This is a genomic window from Thalassospiraceae bacterium LMO-SO8 (assembly GCA_031655335.1).
Classification (GTDB): Bacteria; Pseudomonadota; Alphaproteobacteria; order Rhodospirillales; family Casp-alpha2; genus UBA1479.
Window position 1 is genome coordinate 2,657,882 of the sequence record CP134226.1, and the last position, 21,083, is coordinate 2,678,964.

General features: G+C 65.0%; 25 protein-coding genes. 15 read left to right on the top strand and 10 right to left on the bottom strand.

All coding sequences use genetic code 11. The features are described 5' to 3' along the window. Positions 1-103 precede the first annotated feature (103 nt). Positions 104-1,093: a hypothetical protein gene (locus RJ527_12715; GenBank protein ID WND74902.1), complete on the top strand. Its 990-nt coding sequence runs from the start codon at positions 104-106 to the stop codon at positions 1,091-1,093. 6 nt (positions 1,094-1,099) lie between these two features. On the opposite strand, the gene RJ527_12720 is transcribed toward RJ527_12715, so the two are convergent. After that, positions 1,100-1,336, bottom strand: a complete 237-nt coding sequence (locus RJ527_12720; protein WND74903.1) for a hypothetical protein — start codon at positions 1,334-1,336, stop codon at positions 1,100-1,102. 213 nt (positions 1,337-1,549) lie between these two features. Between RJ527_12720 and RJ527_12725 the strand changes: the two genes are divergently transcribed. Together RJ527_12725 and RJ527_12730 are read left to right on the top strand one after the other, a co-directional pair. Beyond that, entirely contained in the window at positions 1,550-1,921 is a 372-nt protein-coding gene (locus RJ527_12725; GenBank protein ID WND74904.1) for a DUF952 domain-containing protein, read from the top strand. Next, complete coding sequence (locus RJ527_12730) at positions 1,922-2,983, top strand: quinone-dependent dihydroorotate dehydrogenase (GenBank protein WND74905.1); 1,062 nt, start codon at positions 1,922-1,924, stop codon at positions 2,981-2,983. 6 nt (positions 2,984-2,989) lie between these two features. On the opposite strand, the gene RJ527_12735 is transcribed toward RJ527_12730, so the two are convergent. After that, the gene (locus tag RJ527_12735; GenBank protein ID WND74906.1) at positions 2,990-4,147 is read right to left on the bottom strand and encodes an AbrB family transcriptional regulator; all 1,158 of its coding nucleotides are present in this window, start codon (positions 4,145-4,147) and stop codon (positions 2,990-2,992) included. Then, on the bottom strand, positions 4,144-4,923 hold the full coding sequence (locus RJ527_12740) for an NAD kinase (GenBank protein ID WND74907.1): 780 nt from the start codon (positions 4,921-4,923) through the stop codon (positions 4,144-4,146). Before RJ527_12740 ends, RJ527_12735 begins: the two co-directional genes overlap by 4 nt. An 89-nt stretch (positions 4,924-5,012) precedes the next feature. On the opposite strand from RJ527_12740, the gene RJ527_12745 reads away from it, so the two are divergent. After that, entirely contained in the window at positions 5,013-5,621 is a 609-nt protein-coding gene (locus tag RJ527_12745) for a TetR/AcrR family transcriptional regulator (protein ID WND74908.1), read from the top strand. A gap of 25 nt (positions 5,622-5,646) precedes the next feature. Here the strand turns inward: RJ527_12745 and RJ527_12750 are convergent, their stop codons facing one another. From RJ527_12750 to RJ527_12760, 3 genes are all read right to left on the bottom strand, one after another. After that, positions 5,647-6,876: an MFS transporter gene (locus tag RJ527_12750; protein ID WND74909.1), complete on the bottom strand. Its 1,230-nt coding sequence runs from the start codon at positions 6,874-6,876 to the stop codon at positions 5,647-5,649. A 96-nt stretch (positions 6,877-6,972) separates the two neighbouring features. Next, positions 6,973-8,001, bottom strand: coding sequence for a sensor domain-containing diguanylate cyclase (locus RJ527_12755; protein WND74910.1), 1,029 nt, complete (start codon positions 7,999-8,001; stop codon positions 6,973-6,975). A 74-nt stretch (positions 8,002-8,075) separates the two neighbouring features. Further along, positions 8,076-8,951, bottom strand: a complete 876-nt coding sequence (locus tag RJ527_12760) for a TauD/TfdA family dioxygenase (protein WND74911.1) — start codon at positions 8,949-8,951, stop codon at positions 8,076-8,078. A 180-nt stretch (positions 8,952-9,131) separates the two neighbouring features. Between RJ527_12760 and RJ527_12765 the strand changes: the two genes are divergently transcribed. Further along, a complete protein-coding gene (locus tag RJ527_12765) occupies positions 9,132-9,920 on the top strand; it encodes a helix-turn-helix domain-containing protein (protein ID WND74912.1) in 789 nt (262 codons plus the stop codon). A gap of 22 nt (positions 9,921-9,942) precedes the next feature. Here the strand turns inward: RJ527_12765 and RJ527_12770 are convergent, their stop codons facing one another. From RJ527_12770 to RJ527_12780, 3 genes are all read right to left on the bottom strand, one after another. Beyond that, the gene (locus RJ527_12770; protein WND74913.1) at positions 9,943-10,293 is read right to left on the bottom strand and encodes a hypothetical protein; all 351 of its coding nucleotides are present in this window, start codon (positions 10,291-10,293) and stop codon (positions 9,943-9,945) included. Between the two features lie 60 nt (positions 10,294-10,353). Then, positions 10,354-11,343: a GTP 3',8-cyclase MoaA gene (moaA, locus tag RJ527_12775; protein ID WND78054.1), complete on the bottom strand. Its 990-nt coding sequence runs from the start codon at positions 11,341-11,343 to the stop codon at positions 10,354-10,356. Between the two features lie 206 nt (positions 11,344-11,549). Beyond that, complete coding sequence (locus tag RJ527_12780) at positions 11,550-13,661, bottom strand: 4Fe-4S binding protein (GenBank protein WND74914.1); 2,112 nt, start codon at positions 13,659-13,661, stop codon at positions 11,550-11,552. Between the two features lie 216 nt (positions 13,662-13,877). Here RJ527_12780 and RJ527_12785 point away from each other — a divergent pair, with 216 nt between their 5' ends. The 4 genes from RJ527_12785 (at position 13,878) to RJ527_12800 (ending at position 15,957) form a co-directional block, all read left to right on the top strand. Beyond that, positions 13,878-14,180: an ankyrin repeat domain-containing protein gene (locus RJ527_12785; protein WND74915.1), complete on the top strand. Its 303-nt coding sequence runs from the start codon at positions 13,878-13,880 to the stop codon at positions 14,178-14,180. A 23-nt stretch (positions 14,181-14,203) separates the two neighbouring features. After that, complete coding sequence (locus RJ527_12790; GenBank protein ID WND74916.1) at positions 14,204-14,833, top strand: helix-turn-helix domain-containing protein; 630 nt, start codon at positions 14,204-14,206, stop codon at positions 14,831-14,833. Between the two features lie 133 nt (positions 14,834-14,966). After that, the gene (locus RJ527_12795; protein ID WND74917.1) at positions 14,967-15,620 is read left to right on the top strand and encodes a cupin domain-containing protein; all 654 of its coding nucleotides are present in this window, start codon (positions 14,967-14,969) and stop codon (positions 15,618-15,620) included. A 46-nt stretch (positions 15,621-15,666) separates the two neighbouring features. Then, complete coding sequence (locus RJ527_12800) at positions 15,667-15,957, top strand: DUF1330 domain-containing protein (GenBank protein ID WND74918.1); 291 nt, start codon at positions 15,667-15,669, stop codon at positions 15,955-15,957. Positions 15,958-15,981: 24 nt separating this feature from the next. On the opposite strand, the gene RJ527_12805 is transcribed toward RJ527_12800, so the two are convergent. Beyond that, on the bottom strand, positions 15,982-16,599 hold the full coding sequence (locus RJ527_12805; protein ID WND74919.1) for a histidine phosphatase family protein: 618 nt from the start codon (positions 16,597-16,599) through the stop codon (positions 15,982-15,984). Positions 16,600-16,913: 314 nt separating this feature from the next. Between RJ527_12805 and fdhD the strand changes: the two genes are divergently transcribed. The 6 genes from fdhD to RJ527_12835 all read left to right on the top strand — a co-directional run bounded on the left by fdhD (position 16,914) and on the right by RJ527_12835 (position 21,050). Continuing rightward, positions 16,914-17,780 carry a formate dehydrogenase accessory sulfurtransferase FdhD gene (fdhD, locus tag RJ527_12810; protein ID WND78055.1) on the top strand — a complete coding sequence of 289 codons (867 nt, stop codon included), beginning with the start codon at positions 16,914-16,916 and terminating at the stop codon, positions 17,778-17,780. Further along, complete coding sequence (gene mobA / locus RJ527_12815; protein WND74920.1) at positions 17,777-18,415, top strand: molybdenum cofactor guanylyltransferase MobA; 639 nt, start codon at positions 17,777-17,779, stop codon at positions 18,413-18,415. The genes fdhD and mobA overlap by 4 nt, the downstream gene beginning before the upstream one ends. Then, positions 18,412-18,939, top strand: a complete 528-nt coding sequence (locus RJ527_12820; protein ID WND74921.1) for a DUF3305 domain-containing protein — start codon at positions 18,412-18,414, stop codon at positions 18,937-18,939. Before mobA ends, RJ527_12820 begins: the two co-directional genes overlap by 4 nt. Next, positions 18,936-19,733 (top strand): DUF3306 domain-containing protein, encoded by a 798-nt coding sequence (locus tag RJ527_12825; GenBank protein WND74922.1) that lies wholly within the window; start codon positions 18,936-18,938, stop codon positions 19,731-19,733. Before RJ527_12820 ends, RJ527_12825 begins: the two co-directional genes overlap by 4 nt. Before the next feature lie 279 nt (positions 19,734-20,012). Continuing rightward, on the top strand, positions 20,013-20,678 hold the full coding sequence (locus tag RJ527_12830; protein ID WND74923.1) for a molecular chaperone TorD family protein: 666 nt from the start codon (positions 20,013-20,015) through the stop codon (positions 20,676-20,678). Between the two features lie 174 nt (positions 20,679-20,852). Next, the gene (locus tag RJ527_12835; GenBank protein WND74924.1) at positions 20,853-21,050 is read left to right on the top strand and encodes a twin-arginine translocation signal domain-containing protein; all 198 of its coding nucleotides are present in this window, start codon (positions 20,853-20,855) and stop codon (positions 21,048-21,050) included. Positions 21,051-21,083 lie beyond the last annotated feature (33 nt).

Genomic DNA, 21,083 nt, shown 5'->3' on the forward strand with positions numbered 1-21,083 from the left:
CGCCCGGGCAGTCAAAGTTCTGGCGGTCTCCCCGATCATTCCTGAAAATGGCGGCAATCGCCCGCCGCATCAACGGCGAAGCTGTTCATGTAAGGATTGGAACATGGCCGACGACCCTGATTCGAACGACGACCGCAAGGCCCAGGTCGAAGACGCCAAGACGGGTCTGCCCCTCGACCTCATGACGGCGGTGCCGGGATTGAACCCGCGCGACATGTCGGTGCTGATCGTCGGCGGCCTGGGCAAGGGGGTGACCCTGAACGCGGGCGTGGACAACGGTGACGGCACGGCGACCCTGCTGGAACACGACCTGACGGTTCCTGGCGGCCTGCGCATGCGGTTTCCTCCGGGGGCCAGCGGCCCGCACACCTTCCCCGTTACGGTGATCTCCAGCGACGGGCATGTACGCACGGGCAGCCTGACGGTGGAACCGGGCCTGGCGGCCCTGGAATCGGGGCTGCGCTTTTCAATCGAGGCGCCGGTGGTTCTGGACGGCAGCGGGCGGGTCGGCTTTCCCGTCGCGATTTCCTTCGCCCGTGGGATGGGCAAAATGGTCGGCGATGTGGCGTTCATATTGGACGGGGTGCCGGCGGGGGTGCATCTGACCGGCGGCGTTCGGGACGGCGAGGCCGACGGTGACGGTCCTTGGCGTTTGACGATGGGCGATCTCCGGGACCTTAGTCTGATCGTGCCGGAGGGGCAGGGGGCGTTCGATGTGGACCTGACCGTCGATGCCCGTGGGCAATCGGGCGGCCGTCTGAAATTGACGCGTCAGGCCCGGGCGGTGCCACCCGGCGCGCGCGGGCAAGAATCACGGCGATCCGCCGCCGCCCCGCCGGCCGGGCCGAAATCAGCCGTCGCGGACAAGCCCGTGCCGGCGGCCCCGCCGGTGACGGACTGGCTGACGGGTAACGGCGTGTTCACCTTTGCCTCGGGCCATGGCGGCGATCTGTTCGAAGGCGGTTATGGGTGGAGCGACCCCGTGGAATCCGCGGAGTCGCCACGCCCCCGCCGGTCCGACGGCGGCACCGGGGATGTGCGCCTGCTGGCGGGCGGGCCGGTCATCGACGGGCCGGACCCGATTGTTTGGTAAGGGGGGTCAGTTGGCCCGCAGGCCGGTAGGGGCGTCGGGATCGTCGAGGGCATCCGCTTCCAACATCGCACGGTAGATTTTGGCGACCAGGGCTTCGTCAACGCCGCTTGCACGGGCACCGGCTTGAATCATGGCGAGCGACGGCTGCACGGGTACGAACTTGATGCCGAGATCGACCAAGTCTTCCAGTTCGGTCAGCGCCAGTTCCAGATTCAGCGAGGGGCGGTTTGCCTTTGAGCCCATTTTTTTGTTCCCGTGTTTCGGTAAGGTGATTTGTTTCTGAATTCCGCATGAATTCGTGTCGAAATACGCAATTGCCATGCCAGATCAATACCCCCTGGCCGTTGGTCATAGGATGCGGAAGGCCGAGATGGCCGGTTCCCACGGGCGGCGATGTGATCTAATCTCCCGGCCGAACCGCCGGAACAATTATCCAGAATCACAGCCATAACCGCCATGAACCCCAAAGATTCCGCCATTTATCACATGTGCCGCCAGGAAGAATGGGCCGCTGCCGAGCGGGCGGGGGCGTATGCCGGGTCGTCCCAGGACGTTGCCGACGGTTTCATCCATTTCTCGGATGCCGGTCAGGTCGTGCAAAGTGCGGCCAAGCACCGCGCCGGTCAGTCCGGGATTGTCCTTTTGCGTGTCGATCCGCGAAAATTGGGCGACGCCCTTAAATGGGAAGAATCGCGGGGTGGCCAGTTGTTTCCGCATCTTTACGGACCGTTGCCCATATCGGCGGTGATGGCGGTTTATGATCTGCCGCTCGATGCGTCCGGCCGCCACCAATTCCCGCCCGAACTGAACCTGCAGGAAGCTCTTTAGATGACTCTTGCCGACCGGCTGATGCCGGCCCTTCGCTGCCTCGATCCGGAACTCGCGCATTCTCTGGCCCTCATGGCGCTGTCTTTGGGGCTGGCGCCGCCGGTGACGGCGGTTCCACGGCCGATCCTGAAAACCCGCGTCTGGGGCCTGGACTTCGATAACCCCGTGGGCCTGGCCGCCGGGTTCGACAAGGATGCCCGGGTGCCCGGGGCGGTGCTCGGCCTGGGGTTCGGCTTTACCGAAGTCGGCAGCGTCACGCCCCGCCCGCAGCCGGGCAACGCCAAGCCGCGCCTGTTCCGCCTGACCGACGACCGCGCGGTGATCAACCGCATGGGTTTCAACAACGGCGGCCATGACGCCATGGCCGCGCGCCTGGCCAAGTTCCGCGCCGGGCCGATGGGGCGGGGCATTGCCGGCGTTAACCTGGGCCGCAACAAGGACTCGGCCGACGAAGTGCGGGATTATGTCCTGGGCGTCGAACGCCTGGGCGCCATGGCGAGCTATCTGGTCGTCAACGTGTCGTCCCCCAACACGCCGGGGCTGCGCACCTTGCAGGACCGAGGGCCGCTGACGGCGCTGCTGACGGCGGTGAAGGCGGCGCGCGACGGGCTGGCCAACCGTCCTCCGCTGCTGGTCAAGATCGCGCCGGACCTGGCCAGCGCGGATCTGGAAGACATTGCCGCCGTCGTCGCCGATGTGGGCATCGACGGTATCATCGCGACCAACACGACCATCAGCCGCCCGGCCGGCCTCCGCGATCAGCAGAAGGGGCAGATCGGCGGTCTGTCCGGGGCCCCGCTGAAGGCCATGGCCAAGGGCGTGATTTCCGATCTGTATCAGCTTGTCGGCCGGGATATCCCCCTGATCGGGGTGGGTGGCATCGCCACCGGGGCGGACGCCTATGCCCGCATCCGCGCGGGGGCGTCGCTGGTCCAGATCTATTCGGCGCTGGTCTTCGATGGACCCTATCTGGCGGCGCGCATTGCCGCCGAATTGGCGGACCTTCTGGAACGCGACGGCTTCAAGTCCGTCGCCGCCGCCGTCGGCGCCGACCACCGCTGAACCGGATCAGGACTTGTTGGCCGCCTCGGCGCGTTCCAGCACGCCCTTCAACAGTTTGAAGGCGATGGGCGCCATGGCCACCAGGAAGATCACCCGCACCATGTGATGGACGGACACGAAGGCCACGTCGATGCCGAGCGACAGGCTGATCAGGGTCATTTCCGCAAGGCCGCCGGGCGCGAAGGCAAGCCACAGCGTGTTCACCGGCAGGCCCGTGAAGGAACTGACGACCCAGGCCCCGGCGAAGGCGGCGCCGAGCATGAAGACGGTGATGCCCGCCGCCTGGACCATGGTGCCGAACATGTCGCGCAGGGAAATGCCGAGGAAACGGCAGCCGATCGAGGCGCCGATCACGACCTGGGCGAGGGCGACGATTTCCTGGGGTGGGCGGGCCTCGGTCAGGCCCGACATGTGAACGATGGCCGACACCAGGGTCGGGCCCAGAAGCTGCGCCGCCGGAAACCGCAGCCGCCGCGCCACGTAATACCCGACCACGGCGCAGGCGATGAGGATCGCCGCGTCCTTGAGGCGGATATCGGCCATGTTGCCGAGGGCCCCCATGTTGCCCGGCTGGTAGCCCTCGAAAAACTTGAACCAGAAGGGGATGATCAGCACCGTCAGCATGATGCGGACGGAATGGTTGAGGGAAATCTTGCGGTCGTCGGCGCCCATGGCCTCGCCCAGCAGCGCCATTTCCCCGAACCCGCCCGGCGAGGCGGAGAAATAGGACGTCGCCGCATCCCATTTCGCGACCTTGACCAGGTAATAGGACACCATGGCGGTGATTCCGACCGCGTAGACCAGCAGCATGGACAGCGAGGCGATCCATTCGGAGGCGTGGCGGATCGCTTCCGGCGTGAACCCGGCCCCCAGCATCACGCCGAGCACCGGCACCATGTAAAGGCGCAGGCGCTTCGGGCGGACCAGGGGAGCGCCCGACAGGGACGCGACCACCGTGAACACCAGCGCCCCGATCATCCAGGGCAGGGGCATGTGCAATTCGTGGAACAGGATGCCGCCGGCACCGCCCAGGGCCAGGGTCAGGATCATGCGCAGCGGGCGGGTCTTTGGGTTGCCTTCCGTTTCCGGGCCGGGGCCGGTGCTTTCCGGGTCGTTCTCTGTGTCGTCTGGTGCGGGCGCGGGGGTTTTGTCGTCAGCGGTCACGGTTCGAACTGCTCCTTGAGGATGCGTTCTTCCAGGTTATGTTCGGGATCGAACAGCAGCTCAAGGCGGTGGCTGTGGTCCTGATGGATTTCCACCCGTTTGACGTCGCGCACCTCGGTGTAATCGGCGGTGGCGCTGACGGGTCTTAATTCGGGCTGGAGAATTTCGAACGCGATCTCGGCCTTGCGGGGCAGCAGCGCGCCGCGCCAGCGCCGGGGGCGGAACACGGAAATCGGCGTCAGCGCCAACAGGTCCGCCCCCATGGGGATGATCGGCCCATGGGCCGACAGGTTGTAGGCGGTGGAACCGGCCGGCGTGGCGACCAGCACGCCGTCGCAGATCATTTCGTCCAGGCGCGCGACGCCGTCGATGAAGATGCGGATTTTCGCCGCCATGCGCGATTCCCGCAGCAGCGACACCTCGTTGATGGCCAGCGCCGTGGTGGTATTGCCGTTGACGTCCGTCGCCGTCATTTTCAGGGGCCGCAGGCTCACCGCTTGGGCGCGGGCGATGCGCTCGGGCAGGCCCTCGGCCAGATATTCGTTCATCAGGAATCCGACCGTGCCCCGGTTCATGCCGTAGATGGGCGTGCCGCTGCCGATGGCCCCGTGCAGACTTTCCAGCATGAAGCCGTCGCCGCCCAGCGCCACGATCACCTCGGCGTCCTCGGTCGGCATGTTGCCGTAGCGGTGCGCCAGGTGCTTGAGGGCTTCCTGGGCCTCCGGCTGCTTCGCGGCGACGAAGGCGATTTTCGAGACGGGGGGCGCGTCGGTCATGGCGGTCTTTGAAAAATCAGGGAACTTTCCGCAACTTAGCTGCTTAAGTGTGGTTGCGGAAGCCTTGCGGTAAATTCATACTCCCTGGTATGTCCCGCGCCTACAAACCCGACGAGACCCGGCGGCAGATTCTTGAAGCCGCCTACGGAGTCATTCACCGCCACGGCTTCCAGGCCGCGGGGCTGAACGACATCCTGGCCATGACCGGCGTCACCAAGGGGGCGATGTACCACCATTTCCCCAACAAGATGGCGCTCGGCTATGCCGTCGTGGACGAGAAGGTGAAGGCCTATCTGGAGGACTGGTGGCTGGCGCCGCTGGACGCCGAGGGCGAAGACGATCCCTTGGCCGCCATCGCCCGCACGATCCAGGACAACATGACGGGCCGCGTCCCGGCCATTCACCTGCTGGGCTGTCCCTTGAACAACCTGGCGCAGGAAATGTCGCCGATCGACGGCGGATTTCGGCAACGGGTGGAGGAGCTTTACCGCGCCTGGCGCCGGCGACTGTCCCGTGCCCTCACCCGCGGCCAGCATTCGGGCAAGGTCAACGCGGCGGCCGACACGGACGAGGCCGCGACCCTGATCGTCGCCGCCATCCAGGGCGCGTTCAGCCAGACCAAGTCGGCGCAATCCATGGCGCCGTTCCACGACTGCATGGCCGGGCTGAACCGTTATTTGATGGGGCTGCGGCCTTAGGCGATGGGGGCACGCGCTTTGGAGGCTACTCCGCCGCCGCCTTGGCCAGGGCCTGTTCCCGGCGGCGGACGCTGCGCAACCACAGCGCCGACAGCAAAATCACCAGGATCACCGGCAGCATGGCGTAGTTGACCCAGGCCCAGCCGAAGTAGTGGTAGACGCTGCCGGCCATCAGCGAGGAGACGGCGAGGCCCGTGAACAGCAGGAAATCGTTCGTGCCCTGGACCTTGGCGCGCTCGGCCGGGCTGTGGACTTCGGTGATCAGGATCGTGCCGCCGGTGAACGTGAAGTTCCATCCGATACCGAGCAGGATCAGCGCCGTGAGGAAATGGGCGAAGGACACCCCGTTCAGGGCGACGAGGACGGAAGAGAGAAGAATCGCCGCCCCCGTGGCGATGATGCGGACGACGCCGAACCGCTTGATCAGGTGACCAGTCAAAAACCCCGGCAGGAACATCCCGACCACATGCCACTGGATCACCAGTTTGATGTTCTCGTGGGTGAAGATGACGGTCTTCAGCGTGCCCATGGTGACCGGCGTGACGACCATCAGAAAGTTCATCACGACATAGCCGAACAGGGCCGCGATCAGGGCGACGATGAAGGTCGGCGACTTCATGATGGTCCACAGCGGGCGGCCCGTATCCGCGTATTCCTGCTTCGTCAGCCGGGGAATTTGCGCGAACAGGATGACGACGCCGGACAGCGCCGTGAACGCCGCCATCATGAAGAACGCCCCCTGGAACGGCACGTCGGTGATCCAATGCTTGGCGTACAGCGCCGTTTCCGGGCCGAGGAAGGCGCCGATGACGCTCATCGCGATGACGATGGAGACGTTGCGTTCCTTCAGATGGTCCGGCGAGACCTCGGCCGCGGCAAAACGGTATTGCTGCGCGAAGCCGGTGTAGATACCCGCGATCAGCAACCCGATGTTGAACAGAAGGAAACTGTCCAGGGCGATCGCCTGGGCGGCGATCAGGGCGCCGATACTGCCGACCGCCGAGCCGAAGGCGAACCCCCATCGCCGTCCCCAGGTCCGCATCAGGAACGCGGCGGGCAGGGTGCCCGCCGATGTGCCGATCAGCAGCATGGTGATCGGTGCCGTGGCCAGGGCGAGGTCCTCGCCCAGCATCGAAATCGCGACCAGGGTCGCGGCGAAGAACGTGAGTGTGCGGCCGCAGAAAAACAGCGCCTGACAGATCGCGAGGATGACGAGGTTTTTCGTGCTGTGGAGGGCGGGGGCCGGCGTGGTCATGACAAACCTATACGGAATGCGTCCCCGCCGCACAAGCCGTTGCCTGATCGCCTGGAGCGCAGCCGTGACACCTGCCGCCTTGGACCGGCGATGGACTCAAGGGCCCGGGGCCGCGGCCTCGATGCGGTTGCGCCCAGCCTGCTTGGCACGATAGAGCGCCGTGTCGGCCGCCTTCACAAGGTCTTCGGCCGATTGGCCGGGCCCCAGGACAGCGACGCCGATGCTGACGGTGATCGAAATCCGCGTGCCATCGCCCATGTCGAATTCAGCTTCTTCGATCTGTCGACGCAGGCGTTCGGCCACGTCGGCGGCCGTGCCCAGGTCGGTGTCCGGCAGGACGACGCAGAACTCTTCGCCGCCGTAGCGCGCGGCAATGTCGTATCGCCGCTTGGCCTGGTTCAGGTGCTGACCCACCGCACGCAGCACCTGGTCGCCCGACGGGTGTCCGTAGGTATCGTTGACCTTCTTGAAGAAATCCAGGTCCAGCATGAAGCAGGACAGGGGGGCGCCGCTGCGCCGGGCGAATTCGTGCTGTTCCGCGAGCCGTTCATCGAAGGAACGGCGGTTGTAGAGCTTCGTCAGCGGGTCGAAGTAGGCCTGCCTCTCCAATTCCAAGACCGTTTTCTCCAGCTTCTCCTCCAACGTCTTCTGGCGAACGACGAGGGCCAGGATGTCAGCGATCGCATGGACGAAGGCAGCTTCGCTGTCGTCCGCCGCGTGGCCATGCGGCAGGTAGAGGACCACCACGCCCAGAACCTTGCCGTCGTCGACGAGCGGGACGCTGTAGTGGCCGTGCGCTGCCATGCCGTCAAAACGAATCTCGTGGCGGTGGTCGACGCAGTTCGTGTACAGCAGTTTTCCGGTGGCCGCCGCCCGGCCGCATAGGCACCGTCCGAACGGCACCCGGGCGCAGAGGGCCTGAAGTTCAGGGTTCAGGTTGATATGGCTGACCAGCTCCAGCACCTGGTCTTCGTCACGGACAAGGAAGACGCCGCCCTTGCGCTGAATGGCCAGCCAGCTGACGGACAGGATAATATCGAGGCAGGCGTGCAGGACCTCGTCCAGCGGCTGACGGTTGACGACCGTCCGCAGCAGCGCGTTCAGTGTGCGCTCATTCTCGATCACGCGCGTCAACGGGTCCGGTGACATACGGTAGTGTGGCCCATTCGCAGGCCATCTGAAAATCGAAAATGTCGGCCCTAGACCGGACGTTCGCCGATCACCGTCGTGCGTTCCATGTAGCGGTCGGCGGCGTAATCCGACACGGCGTAGTGCATGAGCGTGCGGTTGTCCCAGACCAGCAGGTCATGGGGCCGCCAGGCATGGCGGTAGAGGAATTCGGGCTGGGTCGCGTGTTTGTACAGATGATCCAGGATCGGGCGGCTTTCCTCCATCGTGAAGCCCTCGATATGCGAGGTGAAGCCCGGGTTCACGTAAAGCGACTTGCGCCCCGTGTCCGCATGGGTGCGCACGATAGGATGGACGCATTGGTTGGCGCCGTCGAAGTCCTTGTCGATGACGACGGGCTTGGCGTACTGCGTTGCCGCCGCGACGGCGAAATCGTGCACGGCGTTAAGGCGCCCCAGCATCGCCTTCATGCCGTCCGACAGGGCATCGTAGGCCGCCGCCATGTCGGCGAAGATGGTGTCGCCGCCGTAGGGCGGGATTTCGATGGCGTAGAGGACCGAAGCCTGGGCCGGCCGGTCGCGGAACGACACGTCGGAATGCCAGTAGGTGCCCGCACCTTTGCGGCCCTGGGCCTCGCCCTTTGCGTCGACCTTGTTGGACACGCGGTAAAGCTGTGGGTGATCGGGATGCAGATAGCGCGACACCGTGTCCTGCAAGGGCGGCTGGCCTTCATCATGAAACAGGGGACCGAAGCGGCGGGAAAAATCAATGTGCTGCTGCTGATCGATGGTCTGGTCGCGGATCACCATGAGGCCGCCCGCTTCCTGCCAGGCCTGGCGGATGTCGCCGAACAGGTTGTCGCCGTTGCCGCCGGACAAATCCCGGCCCACGTCGATGCCGGTGATCTCGACACCCAGGGTGCCGAGGGGTTTCTTCTGGATGGTCATGGTCTTTGGTTTCCTTGGATGAGGCCCCGCCCTTTGGGTGGTGTTTTCCGTTGCTTGAAAAATGATCCAGGCCCGGTTATTTGTAAATGAAATCACATTTCATCTGATGAAACATTCGCAAATCACGGTATTCGGACGGCGGCCCGCCCGGGTCCGGTCCGGGCCGAAAGGAAACCGCTCATGGGGTCGTACAAGCCGGTGAATGCCGCCCTTCGGGGGCTCGACGTGCTGGCGGCCGTCAACAAGCTGAAGGGCCGTGCGACCATCGGCGAACTGCACCGGGAAACGGGTCTCGACAAGGCGACCATCGTGCGCATGCTGGAAACCCTCATGCATGCGGGCTTCGTCGTGCGGGACGAACACCACACGGCCTATGAAGTGACCGGCAAGACCCTGCTGCTGTGTTCGGGATACGACCGCCACCGCGCCGTCGGGCGCATCGTCGGCCCCATCATCGCGGCGTTCCGCAACCGCTTCGGCTGGCCGTCGGACGTCGCGATCTTCGACCATGACGCCATGGTGTTGATCGAATCCTCGCGCGACGCGGGCTCGATCCTGGTCAACCGGCTGCCGGGCTATCGCGCGCCCATGCTGGGGACCAGCCTGGGCCTGGCCTACCTCGCCTTCGCCAGCACCGAGGAGCGCGAAGAAGTGCTCGACCGTGTCACGGCGATGCCCGCCGTATGGAACGAGATCGCCCGCGACCGGGCCAAGGCGGAAGCCTACCTCGCGGGCATCCGCGATCAGGGCTACGCCACCATGCACGACGAATACTCACGCACGGAATACGGCCGGCGCATTTCCACCATCGGCGTGCCGATCCTGGTGGGCGGCCGTTCCGTGGCGGCCATGAACGTGCTCTACCTGAAAAGCGCCCTGCCCATGGCCGAAGCGGTCACCACCATGGTTGCCCCCCTGAAGGCCTGCGCCGACGAGATCGCCGGCGCCCTGACGACCGGCCCCGGCTGACCGGGGATATCGGCAAGCAGGTTCAGCCGGGCCGCTTGGCGGCGCTTATGCAGTCATAGAAAATGTGTTGCGCGTTGCCGCGCTGGGCTTCTTCCTCGTCCCAGGCCCGCTCGCGCATGGCCAGCAGCGCTTCGATGCGTTGGTAGTCGCCGGTATCGGCAAGCTGGAGGTTGATCTGGTCGATGGTCTGCTGGCGGGCGGCCTCGATGGAGGCCAGCAACTCTGCGTGGTCGGCCTTGCATTTGACGGCGGTGATGGAGCCGCTTTCCGCCGTCGCCAGCCACAACGACAGCAGCAGCGCCACTGCGATCAGGGGGGCGGGGGCGCGGCGCCGGACCATCAGGTCCCAATCGTATTTCTGCCATCTGGACATGACGGAAACTCTATTCTTTGCAGGGAAGGGCGGTCAATCCATCCGAAACCGCTGCGGGCATCAGCCGCCGGTGACGCTCATGTGGCGGCTCACGGCCGGGCCGTCGCCGCGCCGTTCGATGACGAAATCGTGGCCCTTGGGTTTGCGGCCGATGGCTTCGTCGATGGCGGTTTCCAGCAGATCGTCACCCTCGGAGGCGCGCAAGGGTGCCCGCAGATCCGCCGCGTCGTCCTGGCCCAGACACATGTAGAGGGTGCCCGTGCAGGTCAGGCGCACGCGGTTGCAGCCTTCGCAGAAGTTATGGGTCAGCGGCGTGATGAAGCCGAGCTTCTGTCCCGTTTCCGCCACTTCCGTGTAGCGCGCCGGACCGCCGGTCTTGAACGGGATATCGGTCAGGGTCCAGGTTTTCTCCAGGCGCTCGCGCACCTTGGACAGGGGCAGGTACTGGTCCGTGCGGTCCTGGTCGATCTCGCCGAGCGGCATGGTCTCGATCAGGGTCATGTCGAAAGCGTTCTCGCCGCAGTATTCGATCATGCGGTCCAGTTCGTCCTCGTTGAAATTCTTCAGGGCCACCGTGTTGATCTTCACGTGCAGGCCGGCCTTGCGGGCGGCGTCGATGCCGTCCAGAACCTTGTCCAGCTTGCCCCAACGGGTGATCGCCTCGAACCGATCGGGATCGAGGGTGTCGAGGGAAACATTGATGCGCCGGACCCCGGCATCGACCAGTTCATCCGCGAACCGCGCAAGCTGGGAGCCGTTGGAGGTCAGGGTCAGTTCCTCCAGGTCGCCGGTCTTCAAATGGCGGCCGAGGGAGCGGATCAGCGACATGATGTTGCGCCGGACCAGCGGTTCGCCCCCGGTCAGGCGCAGCTTCTTCACGCCCTTGCGCACGAAGGCGGAACACAGGCGGTCGAGTTCCTCCAGCGACAGGATTTCCGCCTTGGGCAGAAACGTCATGTCTTCCGCCATGCAATAGACACAGCGGAAATCGCAGCGGTCTGTGACGGAAACGCGGAGGTAGCTTACCGCCCGTCCGAAGGGGTCAATCATGCTGGTCATGGAGTCAGCCCAGTTGCATCCTCAAGGTCGTATCATGGCCCGGTTTTGGGCCGCCGCCGGGGCCGTTCGCCACCCGGCAGCCGTTATTCCATTCAGTCATATCGTAACAAAGATAGTAATGCGGAACGCCCTTGTCGCCCCTCTTTTTTAGAAGAAATTCCATAGGGCGGAAATGGCCGTACCCATTGAAACCCCGTTCAGCCGTCGTTATCCGCGCCCGGCTTCAGCCCTTTTTCCCGCATGTCGGCCTCCGCCGCCGCACGCATTTCGTCGCGTTCGCGCAGGTAGTCCTGGGTCGTGCGGGTCATCGGCTTGGGCGCGCCGGCCAGCGGGTTGGCGACCTCGAACTGCACCATGACGCGACAGTCGTCGCACATCTTGATGCGGTCGAGGGCCGCGCCCGGGAACATGGAATGGCCCTTCAGCTTGTTGGTCAGCTGGTTGATTGTCGCGCGGGTGCCGTAGGGTTTGCCGCAGCGGATGCAGTGGAAGGGGTCTTCCTCCTTCTGCACGCGGGGGCTCTTGGCTTCGTCCTTGAACGACAGGCGGGGGGTCAGGGTGATGACCTTTTCCGGGCAGGTCTTGGCGCAGAGCCCGCATTGCACGCAGGCATCCTCGACGAACGACAATTGCGGTTTGTCCGGATTGTCGCGCAGCGCGCGGGCCGGGCAGGCACCGACGCAGCTGAGGCAGAGTGTGCAGCCGGCGGCATCCACGGTCACCGTGCCGAAGGGGGCGCCCGCGGGCATGGCGATCTCGTCGACCTTGTTGGGCGCACCGGCATGCAACGTGTCGAGGGCCAGGCGCATGATCGTCCGCTTGCGGCCCAGCGGCAGGAAATCGCCCTGCGGCATGGGGCTGAGTTTCTCCAGGGACCACAGCGCGTCCTCGACCGCCGAGGGATCGTCCAGATGCAGATGGCGGATGCGGCCCGTGCCGTAGCCGAGACCGTCCAGCACCGTTTCGGCGATGGCGATCTCGCCTTCCTGGGCTTGGGCCTCCGCGCGCTTCTTGGGCGGCAGCAGGATCAGACAGTGTGCGGCGCCGTAGGCGGCGGCCGACAGGAACAGGTCGAGGCCGACCTGCGTCACCTCGTTGACGGCAAAGGGAATACAGTTCGCGGGCAGGCCGCGCCCCATCCGCGAAATCAGGCCGATGGCTTCCTCGCCCTGGTCCGCGTCGTGGACCAACAGCACCGGGTCCGTGCCGCCGGCCTTGGCGTAGGTGCGCAGCACCGTGCGCGCCCGCTTGAACAACTCGTCGCCGAGCGGCAGGGCATAGGTCGCCGCCCCCGTCGGGCAGACCGAGGCGCAGACGCCGCAGCCGCCGCACAGATAGGGGTCGATCTTGACCCGTTCGTTGTCGGGCGTGATGGCGCCGGCCGGGCAGGTGTCGATGCAGCGCGAACAGCCGGTGATGCGGCTTCGGGAATGGGCGCAGATCTTGTCGTCGTAGTCGACATAGCGGGGTTTTTCGAACTCGCCGACCATCTCCGTCATCTCGAAGATGGTTTCGGCGACCAGGGCCGGGTTGCCGCGGTCGGGGTTGTAATAGCCGTCGCGCTTGTCCGCATGAGGGAACAGGGCCGAGCCGCCGCGCAGGTCCAGGATCAGGTCGCATTCGGAGGTTCCGGCCTGCGGTTCGCCCTCCCATTCCAGGACGCCGCGCGAGGACGCCTTGGCCGGGATGAAACCGGCGATGGCGACCTTGAAGGCGCCCAGATGCCCGCCGGCGCCCGTGACCTTGCCCGCGAACACGGGAAATTCCATGACCGCCGGCGGCGGCACGTCCTTGGCCCCTTCCAGGACCAGGGTGACGTTCAGGCGCCCGGAGAGCTTGCGCGCGGCGTTGATGGCGTCCTCGCCCTTCCCCAGCACCAGCGTCACGCCGTCGGACTTCATGGAGACGGAGCGCGCGCCAGCCAGGTCCATGGCGGCTTCGTTCAGAAGCGCCGCCATCTTGGCCGTCAGGTTGGTCTGCGCCTTCTTGTCCTTGGCGGCATCGGACCAGCCGGCCTTTTCGCGGATGTTGGTGAAGGCAATCGCCGGGGCGGCGTCCATTTCGTCCAGGGTTTCCAGGAACAGGGGTGCTTCCTGAGTGCAGGCGACCAAAAGGGTCTCCCCGGCCTGGCCGGCGGTTCCCGCGACGCGCTGGAATTCCTCGACCTGGCGGCGGCACAGGTGGGTCGCCACCTTCAGGTCTCCGTCGGCTGTCCCCCCCTGGGCGCAGGCCTTGGCCAGGGCCTTGCCGTCGATCGACATGGTGCCCTCGCAGTCGCAGACGAGGAGATGCTTCTCATTGAGCTTCATAAGACCGATGCTTCCCTATCCGGCGCCCTTCTGGTGACGCTCGTGCGTTCGAACATGTATTTTGTTTAGGCTATTTTACAGAGAATAAAAACGGTGTGCGAGTAGGGGTATTCGCCCCTTCTGTTTGGGCCGTTTACATTCCAAATCCCAGACCCTAACTATGTGGGGACCGCCGGGCGCAATAAAAAGCCCCGGAAAGGGAGGAAAAGGCACGCAATGGCAAACCCTATCGCATCCGGCAAGAATGGACTTTCCGTCGAGGACTTCATGCTGGCCGCCCAACGCGGCGACCGCGACAGCCTGCAACAGGCGTTGGACGCGGGCATGAAGATCGACACCACCGACACCCACGGCAATTCGGCGCTGATGTATGCGGCGGCGGCCGGGCAGACCAAGACCTGTCAATGGCTGATCGATCAGGGCATCGACAAGGGCACCGTCAACAACTGGGGCATGGGCGTGCGCGACTGGTCCAAGTGGTCGTCCAACGCCGACGACATCCGCAAGCTCGTCTACTGATCCAACGTCGACGGGAGGCGCCCATGGGGGCACCCCGACGGAAACACGGCACCGCCAAGACCGCCCAGGCATCCCCGTCGGCGGACATGATCCTTGACCGCGCGCTGGCCCTGGCTGGGGATGCCGGATGGGACACGTTCAGCCTGAGCGCCCTGGCCGCCGATCTGGGCCTGTCCCCGGCGGACCTCGCCGATCATTTCCCTGACAAGGACGCCCTCGCCAACGCCTGGTTCACCCGGGCGCGGGCGGCCATGCTGGCGGCCCCGCCCCGGGGGTTCGCGCGGCAGCCGGTGAGGGATCGGCTGAACATTCTGTTGTTGCGCTGGTTCGACGCGCTGAGCCCTCATCACCGGGTGACGGCGCAGATGCTGAGGGGTAAGCTCTGGCCGTTCCATCCGCATCATTACGTGCCCATGGTGTTCGACCTGTCGCGCCTGATCCAATGGCTGCGCGACGCGGCGGGAATGACGGCCGGCGGCCGCCAGCGCCAGATGGAGGAGATCGGCCTGACCCTGCTGTTTCTCGCCGTGCTGCGCCGGTGGTGCCGCGACGGCAGCCCGGGCCAGGCGGAGACCCGGGCGTACCTCGCCCGGCGGCTGAACCGGGCGGATGCCTTGGCGGGACGGTGGTTCGGGAACACGCGCGGCGCCTGAGCCGAACACGCAATCGTGACAAGTTCCCGCGCGGAAAAGGTGATTGTCCTGCGGTCCGGCTTGCCCGGACCGCGGGGCGGGGGCATGTTCGCCGACAACCGATACCTTCATGCCCGTAGCGGAGGCGCCACCGATGAAACTTCACGCCGATCTGGCCCGGCCGGCCATCGTCGATTCAACCGCGCTTGCCTGGGTCCCGTCGCCGTCGCCCGGGGTCGAACGCCGCCTGCTGGAGCGGGACGGCGACGAGGTCGCCCGCGCGACCTCGATCGTCCGCTATGCCCCCGGGTCTGAATTTCCCACCCACCGCCACGGCGGCGGCGAGGAATTCATGGTTCTGGAGGGCGTGTTTTCCGACGAACACGGCGACTTTCCTGCCGGCACCTACGTGCGCAACCCGGTCGGCAGCAGCCATGCACCCAAAACCGTCTCCGGCTGCACCATCTTCGTCAAACTGCGCCAGATGGATCCCGACGACCAGGAACAGGTGACCATCGACACCAAGGCAGGGGACTGGGTCGCCGGTGACGTGCCGGGCCTGTTCCGCATGCCGTTGTACGAATACGGGGCGGAGCGCGTGTGGCTGACCAAGATGGGGGCGGGCTGCGTCGCGGCCCCCCACAGCCATCCCGGCGGCGAGGAGGTCCTGGTTCTCGAGGGCAGCGTCGAGGACGAAAACGGCATCCACGACAAGGGCACCTGGTTCCGCCTGCCGCCCGGCAGCTTCCATTCGCCCCGCACGGATAACGGCTGTTTGCTCTGGGTCAAGCAGGGGCATCTGGGATAGCCTTCCCGGTCACACCGATTGACGACGGAAAGGGAGGACGCCGCCGATGGCCGCCTACGTGATTGCCCAGATCGACATCACCGACCCGGAAACCTTCAAGGAATATCAGGCCCTGGTGCCGGCGACGATCGCCGCTTACGGCGGCGAATACATCGTGCGTGGCGGCGAACAGGTCGCGCTGGAGGGCTCGGAACCTTCTTCGCGCACGGTCGTCCTGCGCTTTCCCGACATGGCGGCGGCCAAGGCCTGGCACGCCTCGCCGGAATACGAAAAGCCGCTGGCGATCCGCATGGCCTCGGCCACGGGCACGTTGCTGCTGGTCGACGGGATGGATTGATTTTTCGAATTAGCTGAAATTCAGTTAACTCATGTCGGCGCCGGTTTCCAGCACGTCGAGACCGCGCGCCGTCAGGTGAAACACCACGTCCTGGCGCATGGGGATGGCCAGGGTCGCGTCCCCGTCCAGGCCCAGATAGCTGCGGATCAGGGTGCGCCCCGTGCCGCCGTGGCAGACCACGATCGCGGGCTGTTCCGGGGCAAGGTCCAAAAGCCAGCTCCGCGCCCGGTCCATGACTTCGGCCAGCGTCTCGCCGCCGCCGGGCGGGCGGTGGCCCCAGGCGTCGGCGTCCATGGCGCCGAGATCCGCCTTGTCGCCGGCCTGGGCGATTTCGGGCCGGGTCATGCCTTCCCATCGGCCGTAGCCTTTTTCCTTCAGCCGATCGTCGATGGCGAAGGCGGCCGGGTCGAGGCCCGCGGCGGCGCAGGCCAGCGCCGTGGTCTCGGCGCAGCGCCCGGCCGGGCTGCGATAGAGGGCGAAGGGGGCGAGGGGGTGGAAACGGTCGGCGAGCAGCCGCCCGTAAGCCGCCGCCTGGGCCCGGCCCAATTCGGTGAGGACCGAATTACCATGGCCCTGGATGCGGCCCTCGCGGTTCCATTCGGTCTGGCCGTGGCGAATCAGAATGATGTCGGGGAAAGGCATGGGCGGGCTCGTCGGCTGGCGGATGGTCGCTGGGATGATCCGTCTTAGCAGGAAACATCGGCATTGCCGAGCCACCCGGCCCCTTGATTTCTTGACCCTTGCCGCCGACACTCGCGGTCCCCATGTCTTGGGCCCGTGTTTGGGGAACCCGCGACCCCGGCGATAAAGACCGGCGGCGCGGCCAAGGCCCGCGAGGAATGACCGCCGCGTTGTGTTAGGCGCGCGCCGGTTAGGGAGAACAGGGCGTGAGCCAGAGCGACACCGATTCCGCCAGGGCGGGTGCGAATCCGCTGGGCGAGACCTATGCGGACGGCGTGGGCGAACTTGTCGTCAAGCCAAACCCGGACGATCCGCGCCTGACGGAAAGGGTGCCCGGTATCGACCAGGACGGATCGCCGGTGATCGCCTCGGTCACCGTGGAACGCCCCCTGACCCTGTTTCTCAACGGCCGCGAGATCGTCACCATGATGACGATCTGCGACTATCCGGAATATCTCGCCGTCGGCTATCTGGTGAACCAGAACATGCTGCGTCCCGACGACGTGGTCACGGCGGTGGAATTCGACGAGGACCTGGAGGTCGTCGTCGTGCGCACGGAGCGCGAGACGAATTTCGAGGAAAAGCTGAAGAAGAAGACCCTGACGTCCGGCTGCGCCCAGGGCACCGTGTTCGGCGACGTCATGGAGAAGTTCGAGAAGGTCAAGCTGGCCGAGGGCGCGGTCATCAAGACGTCCTGGCTGTTCGCGCTGATGAAGAAGATCAATACGGCGCCGTCCCTGTACCTGGAGGCCGGGGCCATCCACGGCTGCGTGCTGTGCAAGGACGATCGCCCGCTGCTGTACATGGAGGATGTCGGCCGCCACAACGCCGTCGACAAGATCGCGGGCTTCATGTTTCTGCACGGCTGGTCGGGGCGCGACAAGATCTTCTACACCACCGGGCGGCTGACCTCGGAAATGGTCATCAAGACCGTGCAGATGGAAATTCCCATCCTGGTATCGCGCTCGGGCTTCACGGCCTGGGGCGTCGATCTGGCCAACCAGGTCGGCCTGACCCTGATCGGCCGGGCCAAGGGGCGGCGCTTCATCGCCCTGGCCGGCCAGGACCGCATCGAGTTCGATGCCGAACACGGCGAGGCGGCGGACGAGCCCCTGGAACTGCGCCGCAAGGGCAGCCGATGAGCGCCGCCTCCGATACCGTTACCGACGTTGTCGGTGTGCTGCTGGCCGGCGGCCTGGCGCGGCGCATGGGCGGCGGCGACAAGCCGTTGCGCACGCTCGGCGGCAAGCCGATCCTGGATCACGTGGTGGCGCGCGCGCGGCCGCAGGTCGCGGACCTGTTGCTCAACGTCAACGGCGATCCGGCGCGCTTCGCGGCTTATGGCCTGCCGACGGCGACGGATGTGATCGACGGCCATGCCGGGCCGCTGGCGGGTGTCCTGACGGGCATGGAATGGGCACGAAAGGCTCATCCCGGGGCCAAATGGCTGGCGTCCTTCGCCACCGACGCGCCGTTCTTTCCCGCAACCCTGGTCCAGGACCTGCACCGGGCGGTCGAGACGCAGGGGGCGGAAATCGCCTGCGCCCAATCGGCTGACCGTACCCATCCCGTGTTTGCCCTGTGGCCCGTGGCGCTGGCCGATGATCTGCGTGCCGCGATGACGCAAGAAGACATGCGCAAGATCGACGCCTGGACCGCGCGGTACCCCATCGTCCATGTCGACTTTCCGACGGACCCGTTTGATCCTTTCTTCAACATCAACAAGCCGGAGAATCTGGCCGAGGCCGAGACCCTGTTCGCGGAGGCCGTACAATGAGCCGCCGCCAAACGGTCATGCTCGGCGTCATCATCGAACGCCGGAAGATCGACAACCCCTGGCAGGATTATTCCTATCATCCGGTCGCTGTGGTTCCCGGCATGCCGGCCTTGGATGCGGGCGAAGGCTGGCGCCTGATCCGCGAGGGCGAGGGCTGGACCCACTTCCATGCCGCGACCCTGGAATTGGAACTGTTTGCTGGTGAAACAGGAGGATACAAGGCCAATCTCAGCAACTTTCAACCTCACGTCTACGTCGTGCTGACCCCAGGCGAAGAGGCCGAGGACGAAGAGGTCGTGCCGAAACTGGTCACCGCCTGTCCCTACGAAGCGGAAAGCTATACGGAAGATTCGGAAATGATCGTCGAAGGCGTGCCCATGCCCGAGGAACTGGCGGCCTGGATCGGCACCTTCGTCGACACCTTTCATGTCGAAGAACAATTCGTCAAACGCAAACGCAACAAGGCCTATGATCCACGCAAGGGCGATATGCGCCCGCGGCCTCTAGTGGAGACGGATGAATGAGTGCGGATGACGAAAACCCCCTGAGCCGCTGGTCCCGCCTGAAGCGCACGCGTGCCAAGGGCGAGTCCGTTGATGAGCCTCCTATAGAGGTCGCCCGCCGTGGTGCCGCCGGGCCGGTCGCGGGAACGCCGCAGGCCGCGGTTGCGGAATCTCCGTTGGCGACGGCGGACGAGGGTGCTGCTGCCGATGAAGATGTCCGCGAGTTGACCGCCGAGGAAGCGGCCTATGTGGAGACTCTGCCGCCGCTTGATGAATTGACCCCGGACAGCGATTTCACCGGTTTCATGGATAAACGGGTGCCTGATTTCCTGCGCCGCCAAGCCCTGCGCAAGTTGTGGCTCAGCGATCCCGCCTTCAGTCTGATCGACGGCATGCATGAATACGGGGAAGACTATTCCATGATGGCGCAATTGGCCGCCGGGGCTTCTGCCTATCGCCCGAACGAAGGCGGCTACGCCTGGCGTGACACGCCGAAGGAAGAAGAGATTCCGGAAGAAACAGCCGCACCCGAAGATGCCCCGGCAGACAGCAGTGCCGACGCGGCGGAAGCGGCGGAAAATGAGGGTTTTCAGGCTGACGAAGCGGATGAATCCGTCTCTGACAAGGCCCGCCGCGTGCAGGACCGGGGCGGATCGAGCGTCCGCCTGCCGACCTATACACCGAATCCCTATTATCAGTCCCCCGGACAGCGCAACCCTGCGCCCGAAATCCTGCCAGAGCCGGGCAAGCGGCTGGAGGCGGCCGTTGAAGGCTACGACGACGATCTGGGTGAGGCCGAGGACGATCTCGGCTGACCCATCCCATGCGGTCCCGACAGCCTTGGGGTTCCATCGGTCAAGACGGGGTAAGTCCATGAAAAAATTGGGGGTTTAGGCCTGTTTTTCCGCATGGCGGAATAGGCGGTCCGTTGACTTGAGGGGCGAAAAGGCGTTCACTTGATATATTAGCGGGAAGAAGTATCCGCGGTTGGCCGGTTTGGGGGCTGCCGCGTAAAAACAAGCCCGCTTTTTAAGGCATCGGAATTCGTCGACTTAACAGGCGAAGCCGACGGAAGGAGAGTAAGGATTATCCAAGTGGAGGCCAACGCCACCATGGGAAGCGATGCCAAGGGAGAACGGCCGCTTTCCGACACCGAAACAAAGACCGGTCAGACCGCCGTGCCCGAAGAGGACATGCAGCGGGCCGGTGTTTATGCGCTGTTGTCGCGGCTGCTCGCCAAGCCGATGGATGACGACACCATTGCCTTTGTCCGCGAGCTGAGCGGCGACGAAAGCCCCCTTGGCCAAGCGATCAATTCCCTGTCTGCCCTGGCCAAGCGCACGACCCAGGTGGTCGCCGAGGAAGAGTTTACGGTGTTGTTTTATGGATTTGGCGCCGGCGGTGAGCTAGCGCCCTACGGGTCGCAATACCTGACAGGATTTATCTACGAGAAGCCGCTGGCCGACCTGCGCCGCGATCTTGGAGAGCTGGGTATCGCACGCGCCGACGGCGTCAGCGACCCGGAAGATCACATCGCCTTCGTCTGCGAGGTCATGCACGGCCTGATCACCGGGGCTTTCGGGCAGCCGGCGAGCCTGGAGCGTCAGCGCACATTTTTTGAAAAGCATCTGGCGCCTTGGGCCGGCCATTTCTTCGCCGATATGGAAAAGGCCAAGTCGGCGGCGGTGTACATGCCGTTGGGGACCATCGGCAAGTTGTTCATGGAGATCGAACGCGACGCCTTCGGCTTCGGCCAGTAGGCGGCGCGGCTCGGTCGCCCCAAAACGGGTGGGCGGCTGAATGGGAAGACAGAGTTGTTGGAATTGCGGGCGGCGGCTCATGCCGCTTTCCACCGTCAATAGCAAGACCCGAAACGGGCGTTTGGTACCAAGCAAGTGGAAGTAACTGTGATCACAATCTTTGAGGAGACTGCGATGAGCGAACAAAAGCAAAAGCTCGGCCGCCGTGAATTCCTGAAGAAAGCAGCCGTCACCGGCGGCGCCGCGGGTGTTGCCGCGGTTGCGCTTTCCCAGGGGTCTGCGGAAGCAGCCGTGGTTTCCGATGGCCCGAAGTCGTCGGGGTATCGTGAAACCGAACACGTCAAAACGTACTACGACCTCGCGAGGTTCTAGTCGGGTTCTAACCCATCAACATTGGGAGATAAC